Origin of the sequence: Thiothrix unzii (assembly GCF_017901175.1) — a bacterium.
Classification (GTDB): Bacteria; Pseudomonadota; Gammaproteobacteria; order Thiotrichales; family Thiotrichaceae; genus Thiothrix; species Thiothrix unzii.
The window spans coordinates 2657117-2672014 of the sequence record NZ_CP072793.1 but is presented as its reverse complement, the minus strand read 5'-3'; the positions used below and the strand labels follow the sequence as shown (position 1 = coordinate 2672014).

13 protein-coding genes are annotated in these 14898 nt (G+C 52.4%); all 13 read left to right on the top strand.

All coding sequences use genetic code 11. From position 1 onward, the window contains the following. The first annotated feature begins 76 nt into the window (after nucleotides 1-76). The 13 genes from gspD to J9260_RS13195 all read left to right on the top strand — a co-directional run bounded on the left by gspD (nucleotide 77) and on the right by J9260_RS13195 (nucleotide 14602). A complete protein-coding gene (gspD, locus tag J9260_RS13255) occupies nucleotides 77-2371 on the top strand; it encodes a type II secretion system secretin GspD (RefSeq protein WP_246499453.1) in 2295 nt (764 codons plus the stop codon). After that, nucleotides 2361-2768: a hypothetical protein gene (locus tag J9260_RS13250; RefSeq protein ID WP_210218204.1), complete on the top strand. Its 408-nt coding sequence runs from the start codon at nucleotides 2361-2363 to the stop codon at nucleotides 2766-2768. The genes gspD and J9260_RS13250 overlap by 11 nt, the downstream gene beginning before the upstream one ends. Before the next feature lie 98 nt (nucleotides 2769-2866). Next, nucleotides 2867-4405, top strand: a complete 1539-nt coding sequence (locus J9260_RS13245) for a hypothetical protein (protein ID WP_210218203.1) — start codon at nucleotides 2867-2869, stop codon at nucleotides 4403-4405. Nucleotides 4406-4465: 60 nt separating this feature from the next. Beyond that, a complete protein-coding gene (locus J9260_RS13240) occupies nucleotides 4466-5242 on the top strand; it encodes a peptidylprolyl isomerase (RefSeq protein WP_210218202.1) in 777 nt (258 codons plus the stop codon). Beyond that, nucleotides 5239-6012, top strand: coding sequence for an ABC transporter permease (locus J9260_RS13235; protein ID WP_210218201.1), 774 nt, complete (start codon nucleotides 5239-5241; stop codon nucleotides 6010-6012). The genes J9260_RS13240 and J9260_RS13235 overlap by 4 nt, the downstream gene beginning before the upstream one ends. Then, nucleotides 6009-7244, top strand: a complete 1236-nt coding sequence (locus tag J9260_RS13230) for an ABC transporter ATP-binding protein (RefSeq protein ID WP_210218200.1) — start codon at nucleotides 6009-6011, stop codon at nucleotides 7242-7244. The genes J9260_RS13235 and J9260_RS13230 overlap by 4 nt, the downstream gene beginning before the upstream one ends. Beyond that, nucleotides 7228-8130: a lysophospholipid acyltransferase family protein gene (locus J9260_RS13225; protein ID WP_210218199.1), complete on the top strand. Its 903-nt coding sequence runs from the start codon at nucleotides 7228-7230 to the stop codon at nucleotides 8128-8130. The genes J9260_RS13230 and J9260_RS13225 overlap by 17 nt, the downstream gene beginning before the upstream one ends. Next, entirely contained in the window at nucleotides 8130-9026 is an 897-nt protein-coding gene (locus tag J9260_RS13220; RefSeq protein WP_210218198.1) for a class I SAM-dependent methyltransferase, read from the top strand. The genes J9260_RS13225 and J9260_RS13220 overlap by 1 nt, the downstream gene beginning before the upstream one ends. 54 nt (nucleotides 9027-9080) lie before the next feature. Beyond that, a complete protein-coding gene (locus tag J9260_RS13215; RefSeq protein ID WP_210218197.1) occupies nucleotides 9081-10337 on the top strand; it encodes a glycosyltransferase family 2 protein in 1257 nt (418 codons plus the stop codon). After that, complete coding sequence (locus tag J9260_RS13210; RefSeq protein ID WP_210218196.1) at nucleotides 10322-12394, top strand: HAD family hydrolase; 2073 nt, start codon at nucleotides 10322-10324, stop codon at nucleotides 12392-12394. The genes J9260_RS13215 and J9260_RS13210 overlap by 16 nt, the downstream gene beginning before the upstream one ends. A 24-nt stretch (nucleotides 12395-12418) precedes the next feature. Continuing rightward, a complete protein-coding gene (locus tag J9260_RS13205) occupies nucleotides 12419-12601 on the top strand; it encodes a hypothetical protein (RefSeq protein ID WP_210218195.1) in 183 nt (60 codons plus the stop codon). Further along, nucleotides 12586-13506 (top strand): glycosyltransferase family 2 protein, encoded by a 921-nt coding sequence (locus J9260_RS13200; RefSeq protein ID WP_210218194.1) that lies wholly within the window; start codon nucleotides 12586-12588, stop codon nucleotides 13504-13506. Before J9260_RS13205 ends, J9260_RS13200 begins: the two co-directional genes overlap by 16 nt. A gap of 25 nt (nucleotides 13507-13531) precedes the next feature. After that, nucleotides 13532-14602: a glycosyltransferase family 2 protein gene (locus tag J9260_RS13195; RefSeq protein WP_210218193.1), complete on the top strand. Its 1071-nt coding sequence runs from the start codon at nucleotides 13532-13534 to the stop codon at nucleotides 14600-14602. Nucleotides 14603-14898 lie beyond the last annotated feature (296 nt).

The following is a 14898-nucleotide window of genomic DNA, read 5'->3' as shown; positions in this document are numbered from 1 at the left end:
TATGACTGGGGCTATGCATCGTTTCGGATTTCCGCAGCGATGTCGCGAGATAAAATAATAAGAATGGGGTTAGCTTGTGAATTACAAGGGCAATATCATTGGGTTGGTTAGTGTGGCGGTCGTCATGTCCGCGTGCACTTCCATTAAAGGCAGCCCAGGCTATCGTGACAACACCAAATCCGGTGGTTTTCAACGCAGTGCCGCAATCAAAGAATTAAACGATGCAACTTACAGCCATCCCGTGCTGCGACCGGCTAGTGCGCCCAAGGTGCAACCTGCGAATTACCAAACTGCCGCACCTGCAACGACAACACCAGCGTGGGATGCAATGCAACCTTCCGCTACTGCGCCTGCTGGCAATGCCAATAAAACCGATGATGTGGAGTTGATCCTCGGTAGTCAGGATTATTACCGTTCCGATGTGAAACGTCCCGCCGTGGCGAGTTCCGGTAAAAGTAAAGGCGGCGAAGGTGTGGCTCTCAACTTTGAACGAGCCAGCATCCGTGAAGTGGTGAAGGTGGTGCTGGGTGATATTTTAAAGCAAACCTACACCGTTGAGCCGGGTGTCGAAGGCGAAGTGACCATCAGTTCCACTGATCCCATTGATCGCGATGCCTTGATTCCAACGTTGGAATCATTGCTGCAAACCCAAGGGGCGGTGCTTTACAAAGATGATACTGGCAACTTCCGGGTGGCTGCGCGTGCGAATATCAAAGGGCGCGGCTTAATGCCTTCCACTGGCTCGATTAAGCCGGGTTACAGTATGCAGGTCATTACTCTGCGCTACATTCCGGCGGCAGAAATGCAGAAAATTCTGGAACCGATTGCGAGTCCCGATGCGTTTGTGCGGGTTGACCCGAACCGTAATATGCTGGTGTTGGCTGGCACGAGTTCCGAGCTGGCTAATTTAAGTGCCACGATTAAAACCTTTGACGTGGATGTGTTGAAAGGCATGTCCGTAGGTTTATACCGCGTTAAAAATGTCGAAGCCGCTATTGTGGCGAAAAATCTTGATGCGCTGTTCGGTGAAAGCGGCAATAGCCCGATGGCGGGTATGATTAAAATCATGCCGATTGAGCACATGAACAGCATTATGATTATTTCTGCGAATCCTGATTACCTCAAAGATATGAAGGATTGGGTGGATCGTTTTGATCAGGTTAGCCCCACCGCAGGGCAGCAATTGTTTGTTTACCATGTGCAAAACGGCAGTGCCGAACATTTGGCAGAAATGCTGAATCAGGTGTTTGGCGGTAAAAAAAGCTCCAGCAGTAAATTGCCGGGTGATGCGAATACCAGCAGCCTTGCACCCGGTTTGACTCCAGCTTCAGTTGGTGCAGATGGGCAACCCGTTGCTGGTGCGGACGCGCAAGGTACGCCAGCGGCTAGTGCCGAACCTGCGAAAACCATGTTGGGTAGTTCCACTGATGGCGGTGTCACCATTAACCCAGATGCTGAAGTGCGGATTGTTGCGGATAAAACCAACAATTCCCTGATGATCATGGCAACTAACGACAATTATCAGCAGATTTTGGAATCGCTCAAGCGCATTGACATTATGCCGATGCAGGTTCAGGTGGAGGCATCCATTATGGAAGTCACGCTCACCGACGGTTTGGAATACGGCTTGCAGTGGTACTTTAGAAATAGTGGCAATACGGTTGGTAGCAACGGTTTAGGACGTGCAGCGGCAACCGAATCGGGTTTTGTGCCACCAACCGGTTTCTCATTTGCTACCAGTGGTGCGGCTTCCAATGTTTTGGGCGTGGTCAATGCTTTGGCACGTGAATCCAAGGTGCGGGTATTGTCATCACCGTCGATTTTAGTATTGGATAATCAAACCGCGTCGATTCGCGTCGGTGATCAGCAACCGATCTTTACTGGCAAGTTGAACGATTCCACAGGTGGTTCTTCGACCACGGTGCAGTACAAGGATACTGGGGTGTCATTGCAAGTGACCCCGCACGTTAATTCCAACGGTTTGGTCAAAATGGATATTCAGCAGGATATTACCGATACCGGCGAAATTGATGCGGCAACCGGCAATCGCAGTTTCTTGCAACGTAATATTAAAAGTAACGTCGCGGTCAAAAGCGGTGAAACCATTGTGTTGGGCGGTTTGATTCGCGACAACAGTTCCACCGGTAAAAATGGGGTTCCCGGTTTATCCAAATTGCCGATTGTGGGCAGTGCTTTCAGTGGTAGCAGCAGCGGCGGCAAACGCACGGAATTGCTGGTGCTGATTACCCCAACGGCGATTAAAGATCAGCGTGATTTGGTGAAAACCGGCGAAGAAATGCGTGAACGGATGCAACGGCTGATGGATGGCGATAAATTCATTCCGCAATTAAGGGGGCAATATGTCAATTAAAGCAGGTGCTTATGCGTTGTGCTTGGGCGCGGCAGTGATGCTGTCGGGGTGTGAGTGGTCGACGGAGGCGCGTATCGCTACAGCGGCGCAACAACGTTGGGACTCCCTGATTTCAGGGGATGCACAAACGGCTTACCACTATTACAGCGATGCATTTCAGCAAACTACCCCGTATGAACACTTTAAAAATAAAGTGCACGGCACGGGGTTGTGGAGTCGCGCCAAGGTTAATGAAGTGAAATGCGAAGCATCGGGCGAGCGTTGTCAGGTTGCTGTTGATGTTACCGTCACCATGAAAATGCGCGGTTTATCAACTCCCGTGGACACGACCGACCGAGTGTCGGAAACATGGGTAAAACAGGGCTGGTTTTCGGACTGGCGGTACGTAAAACAATAGGTGGTCTATCAAACTAATGAATAAGATCACGTATAATTGCATTCAATCAACGATTACTCCGTCAACAATATATAAAAGATAGAACAGGAGGCACGCAAGTGTTCAACAAAAATAAAATCGCCATCAGTGTTGCTGTTGGTATTTTGGGGGTCGCGGGTGTTATGACCAGTGCACAGGCAGTGCATGTTAACCCGGACGGTACGGGGCAAGTTCTGCTATTCCCTTACTACAATGCGCGTGATGGTTACGTAACCAACATCAACCTTGTGAACTCCACCGATCAGACCAAAGCCGTCAAAATCCGTTTCCGCGAAGGGAAGGGTAGCCAGGACGTTATGGACTTCAATATCTATATGTCCCCAGAAGACGTATGGACGGGCAGCATTCAACCGGGTGCAAGCAAAGACGGTAAAACGGTGGGCACAATCAGTACGGCTGACCGCTCTTGTACCTTACCTATTTTGGTGAATTGTAGTGCGGGTGAATGTGCCAGCAAACCACAGCCGTTTACCGGGATTGGGGTCGCGCCGGAAGATACCCGCGAAGGTTATGTCGAAGTCATTGAAATGGGCGTGGTAACGGATGAAACGGTTGCTGCGGGTGTTCTGCACAAAAATGGCACGCCAGCGAACTGTAAAACCGTCGAAACCGCCTGGCAGTACACCGATAAATCACCGTTGAAGATACTCGACAAAAACGATGTGCCGGTGGGTAAATTCGCTAAAGGCGAAGGTATGTCAGCACCGAGTGGCGGTTTGTTCGGCTCTTCAGCCGTTATCAACGTCGGTGAAGGTTCTGCGTTTGCGGTAGATCCTATCGCAATTGATAACTACAGCACGGTTGCACAACACCACCGTCCTGACCACACCGAAGAGTATCTGTTGCCATCACTGGCATCGGGCGACGTGGCTAGCAGTAGCGTAATGATCAATAACGCGGGTGGCGCACAACTGGTGCAAACTACCTGGGGTAAAACGGCTAAAGATACCTGTAAAGATTCGGCGGGTATTAACTGTGGTAGCAACCCTTATCCGATTGCGCATGTATTGTTGGCTCCACACTTGATGAACGAATACTTCCTTGATCCGGCCTTCGGTTACGACGGTCACACGGATTGGGTAGTCAGCTTCCCAATGAAGAAGCACGGCATTCACAACGGTGCACAAGACATTACCGCTACTTTTGAAAACGGTATCTTCGACCGTGAAGAAGGTCGTCCTGTTGCGGTTGCAGGCGGTGAACTGGAGTTTGGTTTCTCACCACCGGCAGGTGGCGGTGTGGATGAGGTGGATCAAACCAGTAAACTGCTGCGTGAAGTTAACGTGTTGAGCTTTAAGTCAACCGCACAAAGTGACGCTGCTTTAAGTCGCACCGTGCTGTCCAGCCCAGTGGCTCAGGACATCAGCGTCGGGCCATTCGTTTACGGTTGGGCACGCTTGTCATTCCCGACTTACGATTTGTCAGCGGGTAATCCAGTGGGTAAAGGCTACGGCGAAACACCAGCCACTTACTCAGCGGGTAGCAGCATCTATAAAGGTGTTCCAGCCCTCGGCGCAGCCTTCGTTGAAGGTAACGTCAGCGAAAATGCGCACGCCCGTTTCGGCGACGCATTACCGCACAAAATCCAACGCGATTAATTCGCGCTTGGGGTACAGGGGTGGGCTTTCCACCCCTGTTTGGTTTTTGGCTTGCTCATTGTGTTGATAACTATGCTGCGTAAATACCTAGCTGCACTATTGTGCGCCATCATTCCCTGCGTTTCAGGAGCGGCGGAACCTACCGTATCGCCTGAAACCTTATTTATCCGTGATACTTTGCTGCAAAAGGGCTTGGCCTTGGGCTTGGATAAAAGTCCCGAACTGGAAAAGCAAGTCGCGGCATTTCGCGAAGAACAAATTGCCCGTTTAGCCTTGAATGCGGCTCTCGAAGAAGGGATGCCGGACTTTACTGCGCGTGCCGAAGAGCTGTATCAGGTGCGTAAAGAAAAACAGTACCAGTTACCGCTACGGTTGCGGGTCAGAGTGCTGGAAAGCAGCTTTGCCAGTGGTGCAGCGGCGGCTGCCCGTAGCCAATTGGAAAACCTGCGCTCGCAAATCCTTGCGGGGAAGCTCGATTTTAAAGCAGCGGTGTTGGCTCACAGCAGCGATCCCGAACGCAAGCTTACCGAAGGCGATAGTCAATGGTTTTCCACCGGACAAAAGTCCGATGTACTGTACGCGGCTGCGGAACAACTCACCCCGGAAAAGCCGTTCAGCGACATTGTGATGGATGAAAACCGTGCCTATTTGCTGCATTACCTTGACCGCAAAGCCCCGGAAGTGCGCAGTTTTGATGAGGTAAAAGCGGAAATCATTAGCGAATTGCAGCAGGCTTACCGCGATACACAACGCAAAGTGGTGATGGAAAAATTCCGCACACAATTCCAGCAACAACTGGATAAAGCCGCACCGCCGCCGCAGGCAGCCGCAATGTGAACACGTTACCCCTAACACTGTTTTGGCAATTACTGCGGCGTGACATCCAAGAGCGTTACACCGGAACGGTCTTAGGTGCGGCGTGGTTGGTGATTCAGCCGTTGTTGATGTTGCTGGTTTACGCGCTGGTGTTTGGCGAAGTATTGCAATTGCGTTTTGGTGAACACCACACCGATGGGCAGTTTGCAGCGTATTTATTCGCCGGGTTAATGGCCTTTAATGCCTTGGCGGAAGTGGTGACACGCGCCCCCGGTTTGCTGGTGGAGCGGCGTGAATTATTGCTGCATTCGGCGTTGTCACCAGCATTGCTGCCGTTGTTACCCGTCGCGGTTTCGCTGGGGTTGGAAGCCATTTCACTGGGCTTATTGCTGGCGTGGTTGCTGATTCATGGGCAATGGCAGCCGTGGGGCTGGGTATTTTATCTGCCGTTTGTTGTCGCCCGCTTGCTGCTGAGTTTGGCTCTGAGTTATTGGCTGGCAGTGTTGGGGGTGTTTTTACGCGATTTGCGTCAATTGATGCCGCCGTTGTTGGGGGTATCGCTATTGATTTCTGCGGTGGTTTACCCGCCGGAATTAGTCCCTGAATCCCTGAAAGTTGGTTTGCTGTTAAATCCGGTAGCGCAATTGGTGCAGGGCTACCGTGACGCACTGCTCGAAGGGCGGTTTCGTTGGGAAACCTGGCTGGGATTAATGTTGCTGGCAAGCGGCTTGTTGTTTGCTGGGCGTTGGTTGTTTCAACGCCTGATGCCGCGTGCGAGGTATGTGCTGTGAGTGCTGCTGTAATTCACTTGCAACACGTCGGGGTGGCTTATCCGCGTTATACTCACCCGCGAGATGCCTTGCTTGAGTGGGTATTGCGTCGCCCGCGTCATACCTTATTCCACGCGCTGCGAGACGTAAGTTTGTCACTGGATGCGGGTGATTCTTTAGGCATTATCGGCGATAACGGCGCGGGTAAAAGCACTTTACTGAAATTGCTGGCAGGCAATCTTGCCCCCACCGCTGGTACGTGTGTTGTGCAAGGCAGGCGTTCTGCTTTACTCGAACTGGGTACGGGGATGCAACCCGAATTCAGCGGAGTGGAAAATGCCCGAATGGGGTTGGCGTTACGCGGTCTAACTCACGCGGAAATTACTGCGAAATTGCCCGAAGTCTTAGCGTTTGCCGAGTTAGGTGAATTTGCGCAACAGCCCGTAAAAACCTATTCCAGTGGCATGGTGGTGCGGCTGGTGTTTGCAATTGCAGCGGTTATTGAACCGGATGTGCTGATTGTGGATGAAGCCTTAGCCGTCGGTGATCAGTATTTCCAGAAAAAATCACTCGACCGGATGCGTGAAATTCTCCGCAATGGCACAACCTTAGTCTTTTGCTCCCACAATTTGTATCAAGTGCGCGAAATGTGCCGCAAAGCTGTGTGGCTGGAGCGGGGCACAGTGCGCCTGTTGGGTGATGCGCAAACAGTCGTGGATGCGTATCAGGATGCGGTGCGAAAGCGGACTCCCGTAGGGGCAGACCTGCGTGTCTGCCCTGATCGGTGCGAGTTGGAGGGCGCACACGTAGGTGCGCCCCTACTGGGTAATGTCACTCTAAACCGTCCTCATTTTCAAACCCACGACCGTTTTGCCGTCACCGTCCAAGCTATCCGTGGCAATCGTCCGCTGTCCGACGTCCATATCGGCATTGTCATTCGCCGCAATGACGACATCCAATGCTTCGGCATCAGCACTTTACACGACGGGGTGCAGATGCAGGATCACGGTAATGGCGTGGTTTCCACACGTTTTGTGATTGAGCGATTGCCGTTACTGTCCGGTGAATATTGTTTGGAAGTCTGGTTAATTGATGCCAGTGGGGTGCATGTGTACGACTCGCGTGAACGTTGCTGCCATTTTCGGGTGCAACAAGCATCGCAGCAGCAGGGCGTAGGTATGGCGTGGTTGCCGCACCGTTGGGAGGTTGTGGTGGAAAGCCCGGAGGTGGCGACTGATGCGGTGGCGGCCTGATACCTTTGCAGTGCGTTACGATGTGTTGTTCCCGTTATATGCGCAATTACCACCCGCGTTGGGCTACCGTTGTGCGGCGATGCAAGCGGGCTTTTTCCGGCGTAAGCGTGTGGCTGAGGCGGGGTTGATCCGTCAGCAAATGCTTAGGGTGTTTCCGCAGGCAACAGCTGTGCAGCTTGAAGAGTGGTTGCAGGATTATTACCGCATGGTGGAGCAAGAAGCTCTCGATACGTGGTATTTGCCGCATCAACCGATTAGCGACATTGTAACATTGCAAGGGTTTGAAACGGTGCAGGCGGCGCGTGCGCAAGGTCAGCGGGTGATTTTAACCGGGGCGCATTTCGGGCGGTTTTGGTTAACTGGGGCGGCGATGCGTGCGCTGGGGCATACCACCGGCACGATTACCCGCGATGGTGATGCGGATAATCGTCACGGGTTGCACCCCGCCGAACACCGTTTTCGCCAGCATAAATTAGCGCGTTTGCAACAGGTGTTGGGTGGTAGTTTTCTAGTGGAAGGCCATGATTTGCGCCCGTTATACCGTGCGCTGGATGCGCATTTGATGGCGTTGATTTTTGATGTGCCGTACCCGCAGGCACACGCGGGAAACGTGACAGTGCCGTTTTTCCAGAGTAGGATTAGCTTGCCTGCCGGTATCTACAGGATTGCAAAAAAAATGGAGGCAGTGGTCGCGCCCTTCTATATGCGTGACCGGGGGAGGGGGCAAGTGGTCGCGGAATTTAGCGCGTTACTTGATCCTCAGCAGTACGATGAATCAGCGATGATGTGCCTGCTTGCCAACCAGCTCGAAACGCGGATTAGGGAAAATCCGGGGCAGTGGTGGCTGTGGGAAGCTTTGCCGCTGTTACAACGGGATGAACAATAATGACGCAAACAGCCACTCATTTGCCGTTGCACGCCAACCATTCTCACAGCCAGATCGTGCGCCGTGTGCCACGTTATGCGCGGGTGTTGGAACTAGGTTGCGCCGATGGCAGTATGTCACGTTTACTGAAACAGCATTGCGAAGCCAGCATTATTGGCGTGGAACAAAACCCCAATACCGCATGGCGGGCAAGGTGTTTTTGCGATTACGTGTTTACCGAGAATTTAGACGACCCGCACAGTTTGGACGCGCTGGAAGGCGAGAAATTCGATGTGATTACGCTGGTCGATGTACTGGAACATTTACAACATCCGCAAGCTTTGCTGCAACGCCTGAAACCGCTGTTGCTGGACGAAGGCTGTCTGCTGTTGTCTGTGCCGAATGTGGCGCACGCTTCGGTACGTTTGGAATTGCTCAAGGGTGATTTTCGTTACGAGTCCAGTGGTATTTTGGATGATACCCACCTGAAATTTTTTACGGCGACCACGCTGCAAACCATTTTAGTGGAGGCTGGGTATGCGGTGCAGGCACTCGATTACACTTGGCATGATCTTGCGGATACGGTGATCAGCGAGCAATTACAGACCTTGGGTATTCATGTTACCCCGGAAGCATTGGCGGCATTTCATACCCCGGATGCAATGGCTTACCAGTTTATTGCCGCAGCGCAGCCGTTACCTGAAGTAGCAGCAACTGCACCAGCAATGTCGTTAAAACCGTTAACTGCCTCTCAAGATACGTGGGCAGGTTTACAACAAGAATTAGCCCAAGCCCGTCAGCAATTGCTGGATGCGCAGGCGGAACTGGGGCGGGTGTATGCGACACGCAGTTGGCAGGTATTGCGGCGCGGTGCGGATGCATGGCGGGGTATTCAGTCGCGGTTCACTCACCCCTGATACACTCAAAAACAGTTAAATTGCAATAATAATAATAGGTTGGAGGTTCGCTCGGTGGCGCAAGTGACAGGTGGTATCAAGGTAAGCATTATTATGCCTGCCTTTAACCATGCCCAGTGGGTTGCGCAAGCCATTGAGTCGGTGTTGGCGCAATCGTTTGGCGCGTTTGAGCTGATTGTGATTGATGATGCGTCCAGCGATGCAACCTGGGACGTGATTCAAGCAGTACGCCATGCCAGTGCTGACGGGCGTTTACAGTGCATTCGCCATGCCAGCAATCAAGGTGCACCTGCTACTATCAACGAAGGTTTGCGTCACGCTCAAGGCGAATACCTCGCCATTATCAATTCCGATGACGTGTGGGATGCGCAACGTTTAGCGCGGTTGCTTAGCGTTGCGGAGGCGGAAAACCAAGATTTCCTGTGTACCGATGTCAGCTTGCTGGATGCGGCTTCGCAACCCAGTGCCGCGCAAGAGCCGCATTGGATGGCGTGGTTTGAAGCCTTGAAGCAAGATTACGCTGCTCATGCCGACCTGTTGACCACGTTGTTACGCGGCAATTTCCTGATTACTACTTCAAACTTTTTCTTTCACCGCCGGGTGTATGCGCAGGTGGGCGAATTTGCTGAACTGCGTTACGTGCATGATTACGACTACGCGCTGCGGGTGTGGGACGCGGGTTTTGCGATGCGCTTTTTAGCGGGGGATGCGTTGCTGGGCTATCGTTTGCACGGCACTAATACCATTCGTGAAAAACCCTTGGCAGCGATTGAGGAAAATACCCGTTTGCTGCTGGGGTGGTTGCCATGTCTGGAATCCGCGTGGAATGCACAACGCTTGCAGGCAGTGCAGGCGCAATTACAAGGTTTGTATCGCTATACCGGCGAGGAATGGTTGACCGCAGTACACTTACGTTTGGTCGCCAAAGAACAGGAATTACTGCCATTGATTGCGGATCGTGATGGCTGGATTGCCGAGCGCGATGCACTGATTCAGCAATTGCAACAACACCTTGCGCAATATCAGCAGTGGCTGCACGAACGTGATGGCTGGATTGCCGAACGCGATGATTTGATTCAACAGCAGGGCGCGTTGCTGACCGAGCGTGAGTTGTGGGTGAGGCAACGTGACCAGTGGATCGACGAGCGCAACGGCTGGATTGCCGAACGCGACAGCTTAATCCGTCAATTACAACAACAACAATTTGAATTGCGTAACAGCCGTGCTTTCCGTTTAGGGGAAAGCGTGTTATCGCCGCTGCGCTACCTGCGCCAGCTTGTTAAGGGGAGTACGTTATGCCTGAAAAATTAGTGGTGCGTGATTGGCAAAAAATCCGCAGTTGGCTGGAACCTCGAATTCAATCCGGGCAAGTCCGGTTAATTTCCCTCGATGTGTTTGATACGTTGCTGGCACGGTGTGTGGAACCGCCGGTTTTAGTGCAACACGCGGTATGCCGTGCTGTCGGTAAACAGGTTGGGATTGCCCCCAGCGTGGTGTGGCAAGCCCGTCAACACGCCGAACAACAGTTACGCGCGGAAGCGGTAGCGGCGGGTTTTGACCCGGAATGCCGTTACGTCGAATTATTGCCGCGCTGGATGGACGAGCTTTTCAAGGAACATGACCCCAGTATCGGGCGGTTTATGTGCCAAACTGAGTTGGCGTTGGAAGATTTGGCGTTACACGTCAAACCCGATGCACAGGTCTTCATGGATTGGGTGCGCGAACAAGGCGTTAAGATGGTGGCGATGTCCGATATGTATTTCAACAGCGACTTGCTGTGTGAATTACTGGGGCGCAAAGGCTTGCTGCACTATTTTGAACACGTTTACGTCTCGGCCGATACGCAAGAAGGCAAGTACACTGGCAAGCTGTTCCGCCGCATGTTGCAAGCGCAAAGCGTGCGTGCAGGGCAGGTGGTACACATTGGCGACAACCCGATTTCCGACCGGCGCGTGGCGTGCCAAGAAGGTTTGCAAGGGGTGTGGCTGTACGAGAAAAAAGATTTACGCCGTCGTGAACGCTTGGCGTTGTCGGCAAGTATGGCGCAACGTGGCGGCATTTGGACAGGGCGGCATTTCTTTGACACGGTACAAACCCGAATTCAGCAAAACGATGGTTTAAACCCACGTAATTTCTTTTTCCGTTATGGGCGTGATGTGTTGGGGCCTGCGTTCAGCGTGTTTATGCAAGGTTTGCACGAACGGTTGCAACGCCAAGTTAACGCCAAACAGCCGGTGGAAAAATTACTGTTTGTGGCGCGTGACGGTTTCTTGTTTGATCAGATGTACCGCAAAACCGCTACCCAAGCCGTGCCATCCGAATACGTGTATTTATCGCGTAAAGTGATTACCGCAGCAGCGACGGCGGACGGTTTGGATCACGAAAAAGCGATTGTGGCGTTTTACAATCCTAAGCAGGAAGGGTTGGCTTCGGTGTGCAAGGTGTACGGTTTACCGGAGCAGCTTTTGCAGCCATTGGCGCGTGAACACGGTTTCAGTAATTTCGCCGAACCGATTCACCAGTGGGACGACACCCGTTTACATAATTTCCTCAAAGATCAGCGGGTGCAAACCATTGTGCGCCGTGTTGGTGCGAAACACCGGGCGTTGCTGGAACGTTATCTGGAGCAAGTCGGCTTTTTTGCGCATCGGCGTGTTGCGTTAGTGGATATTGGCTGGAATGGCACGGTGCAAAAGTTCCTCAAGCAAGCGTTTGGAACGCGGGCTGATTTCCCGATTTTGCACGGTTATTACTTTGCGTTTGTGCCGAAATTGTACGCGGATTTTGGCGAAAACAACCATTGCGAAGGCATTGTGCATGATTCGCGCCGGGGCAATGCGTGCGAACGGATTCCGGCAGAATTTGAGGAAATCTTTGAGCAAGGGGCGCGTTCGTGGGAGGCAACCACGATTGGCTACCGCGATTGCGACGGGCGCATTGAGCCGGTGTTAAAACCCGATAGCGCACCGGATCGTCAGGCAGAATTACGTTGCAATGCGTCGGTAGCGCGGATGCAGGAAGGCATTTTGTGCCATTGGGAGCATTTTCAGGCGGTGCAGCAATTGACCGGATACGCGAGCCAACAATTGTTGCCTTACGTGCATGGCATTTTAGAGCGCGCGGTGGTTTATCCCACCCGCGAAGAAGCACGCGAATTGACCCGCTTGGTTCATACCGAAGATTTTGGGCACGATCACGTCTTGGCGTTGGGGAATCGCGCCTTGGGGATCGGGGATTTATTGCGCCCGCGTCGTTTATTACAAAATATGAAAGTAGCCGCGTGGCGGTATGCGTTGCTGGATAAAATCCCGACAGGATTACCTAACTTTGCCTGTCGCATCGCGTATTTGCACACCGTAGAAAAATAAATCGGGCATTGGGGGAAGGGCGTTATGGTACTTAGTCCGGCTAAGTTGTTTGTGTACGCGCTGGCATTCCGGTTTTCATCCGGGCGCGGGCGGTGTTTTAGTCCCGGTTTTAAAGCGTTGTGTGTGTGGTACGCGCGGCGTGCAGGGGCATTAGTGGCGGATCGTTCCGCGCTAAAATGGTGGCGCGTCAAATGGGAACGGCAGTGAACGCGCCCACCGTACCCGTACAGGTTTTACTGTCAACCTGGAACGGTGCGCGTTGGTTGCCTGCTTTATTGGAATCGTTACAACAGCAAAGTTTTCAAGACTGGCAATTGCTTGTGCGAGATGACGGCTCTACCGATCAAACCTTGCGGATTCTGTTGGAATGGCAGGATCAGTTTCCTGAAAAAGTCGCGGGCATTTTAGCGGATGGGGTAAATCTGGGCAGTACCCGCAGTTTCAGCCGTTTGGTGGAAATCAGCACCGCACCGTTTTTATGTTTTTGCGATCAGGACGATGTGTGGTTCCCGGAAAAACTGGAGGTGCAATACGAGCATTTGCGTCGTCTGCAAGGTGAATACGGGGAACACACGCCGCTGTTAGTGCATTCCGATTTAGCAGTGATTGATCAGCATAAAGAAATCTTGGCGGTATCGTTTTGGGAATCGCGTGATTTTGATGTAACCCAAGATAAACGTGCGTACTTGTTGGATAACGTCGTGACGGGCTGTGCGACAGCGTTTAATCGTGCGGCGGCAACGCTGGCATTTCCCACCCCGCCGCAGGCTATGCAGCATGATCGCTGGCTGGCATTGGTGTGCAGTTGGTTTGGGCAGATTCAGGCAATACCGCATCCGCTGCTGTTATACCGCCAACACGCGCAAAACCAGCTAGGGGCTAGTGCCGGTACGGTGCGTGGGTTGGAAGCGCGGGTGCAGGCATGGGGTGCGCAAGCTGAGGCATTCCTGTGTCGCTTCGGGGATGAGTTAGGGGCAGAAGATTATCGGCATGTCGAAGCTTTAGCCGAGTTACGCCATTTGCGTGGCTGGGAACGGCGGCAACACATTTTACGGCATCGCTTATTCAAACAGCGGGTTTTGGCAAGTTTAGCGTTATTGCTGTTCGCCTGAATCCATTCAAGGATAACCATTAAAAATGACAACAAAAACTTTGCGCCCGGATGTGGCGGTGGTGGTATTGACTCGCAATGCAGGGCGTTTATGGCCGGAATGGATTGGGGCAATCCAGCAGCAAACGGTGGTGGCAGGGCGTTATCTGGTGATTGATTCCCAATCGGATGATGCGACGGTGGCACTGGCGCGTGCAGCAGGGATGGAGGTGGAGTCGATTCACCCCAGTCAGTTTAATCACGGTGGTACGCGCCAATGGGCAGTGGAATTATGCCCGGACGCGGAGCTGCTGGTGTTTCTGACCCAAGACGCGATTTTGAAACAGCCGGATTCACTCGCAGGTATTTTGGCGCATTTTGCAGATTCGCAGGTGGGCATGGCTTACGGTCGTCATTTGCCGCGTGCTGATGCAGATTTGCTGGAACGCCACGCGCGGCATTTTACCTATCCGCCGCAAGCGTCGGTGCGTGATCGTAGCAGCTTTAGTGCAATGGGTTATCGCGCGGCGTTTTCGTCGGATGTTTACGCGGTGTACCGTACCCGTGCTTTACGCAGTATTGGTGGGTTCCCGCAGCATATTATTGTGAGCGAAGACAGCTACGTTGCTGCACGGCTGTTACTGGCGGGGTGGAAATCGGTGTATGCCGCTGATAGCACCGTGGAGCATTCACACACCTACACCTTGCGTCAAACTTTCCGGCGTTATTTTGACGTGGGGGTGTTTCATGCCAGCGAACAACCGTTGATGCGCATGGTAGGAATGCCCGACCGTGAAGCGGGGGCGTATGTGAAATCTTTAATCCGGTTTTTGGCGCGGCGCAATCCCTTGTTATTGCCGTTTGCTGCTTTGCAAACAACGGTTAAGTTGCTGGCTTTCCGTTTGGGGAAGCGACATCAAACCTTGCCTGTGGAATTATGCGGCTTGATCAGTGTGCAAAAATCGTATTGGTTAACTACCTACAATACCCCAACGCACGTTGTACCTGTCACGGGGCGTAGTGCTGCGCTACAGATCGCGCCCTCTGGTGGTGCGTCTTGTGCTTCAGAACTAACTTTATGTGACAAAACAGTGAAAAAATATGTGACAGAATGTTGACAGATAGACGTTAGTTTATTAGAATATTCTCATATTGTTTAACACCGGACTAACACTCCTCCATCCTCCTTTGGTGGTAATTGCGCGGCGTGAGAAAATCTCGCCGCGTTTTTTTTGCCCGTCGTTTAAACAAGACAATTTTTCATGTGGTTGGCAATGTTTATCGCCTTCCCCTTTGGTGGAAGGCATTTTTTTGTCTTGACCTTGGGGAAAGACTTGAGGAACAGCATCGCTTACCCTATAATGCCGCGTTTCTTTGTTCCCTCAACTATTTTGGTTGGGGTGGATCGGCAAAA

Excerpts from the sequence above, each read along its gene's own strand:
- J9260_RS13195 (WP_210218193.1), top strand. The coding sequence starts at position 13,532 with ATGACAACAAAAACTTTGCGCCCGGATGTGGCGGTGGTGGTATTGACT.
- J9260_RS13250 (WP_210218204.1), top strand. The coding sequence starts at position 2,361 with ATGTCAATTAAAGCAGGTGCTTATGCGTTGTGCTTGGGCGCGGCAGTG.
- J9260_RS13200 (WP_210218194.1), top strand. The coding sequence starts at position 12,586 with ATGGGAACGGCAGTGAACGCGCCCACCGTACCCGTACAGGTTTTACTG.
- J9260_RS13210 (WP_210218196.1), top strand. The coding sequence starts at position 10,322 with ATGCCTGAAAAATTAGTGGTGCGTGATTGGCAAAAAATCCGCAGTTGG.
- J9260_RS13205 (WP_210218195.1), top strand. The coding sequence starts at position 12,419 with ATGGTACTTAGTCCGGCTAAGTTGTTTGTGTACGCGCTGGCATTCCGG.
- J9260_RS13225 (WP_210218199.1), top strand. The coding sequence starts at position 7,228 with ATGCGGTGGCGGCCTGATACCTTTGCAGTGCGTTACGATGTGTTGTTC.
- J9260_RS13220 (WP_210218198.1), top strand. The coding sequence starts at position 8,130 with ATGACGCAAACAGCCACTCATTTGCCGTTGCACGCCAACCATTCTCAC.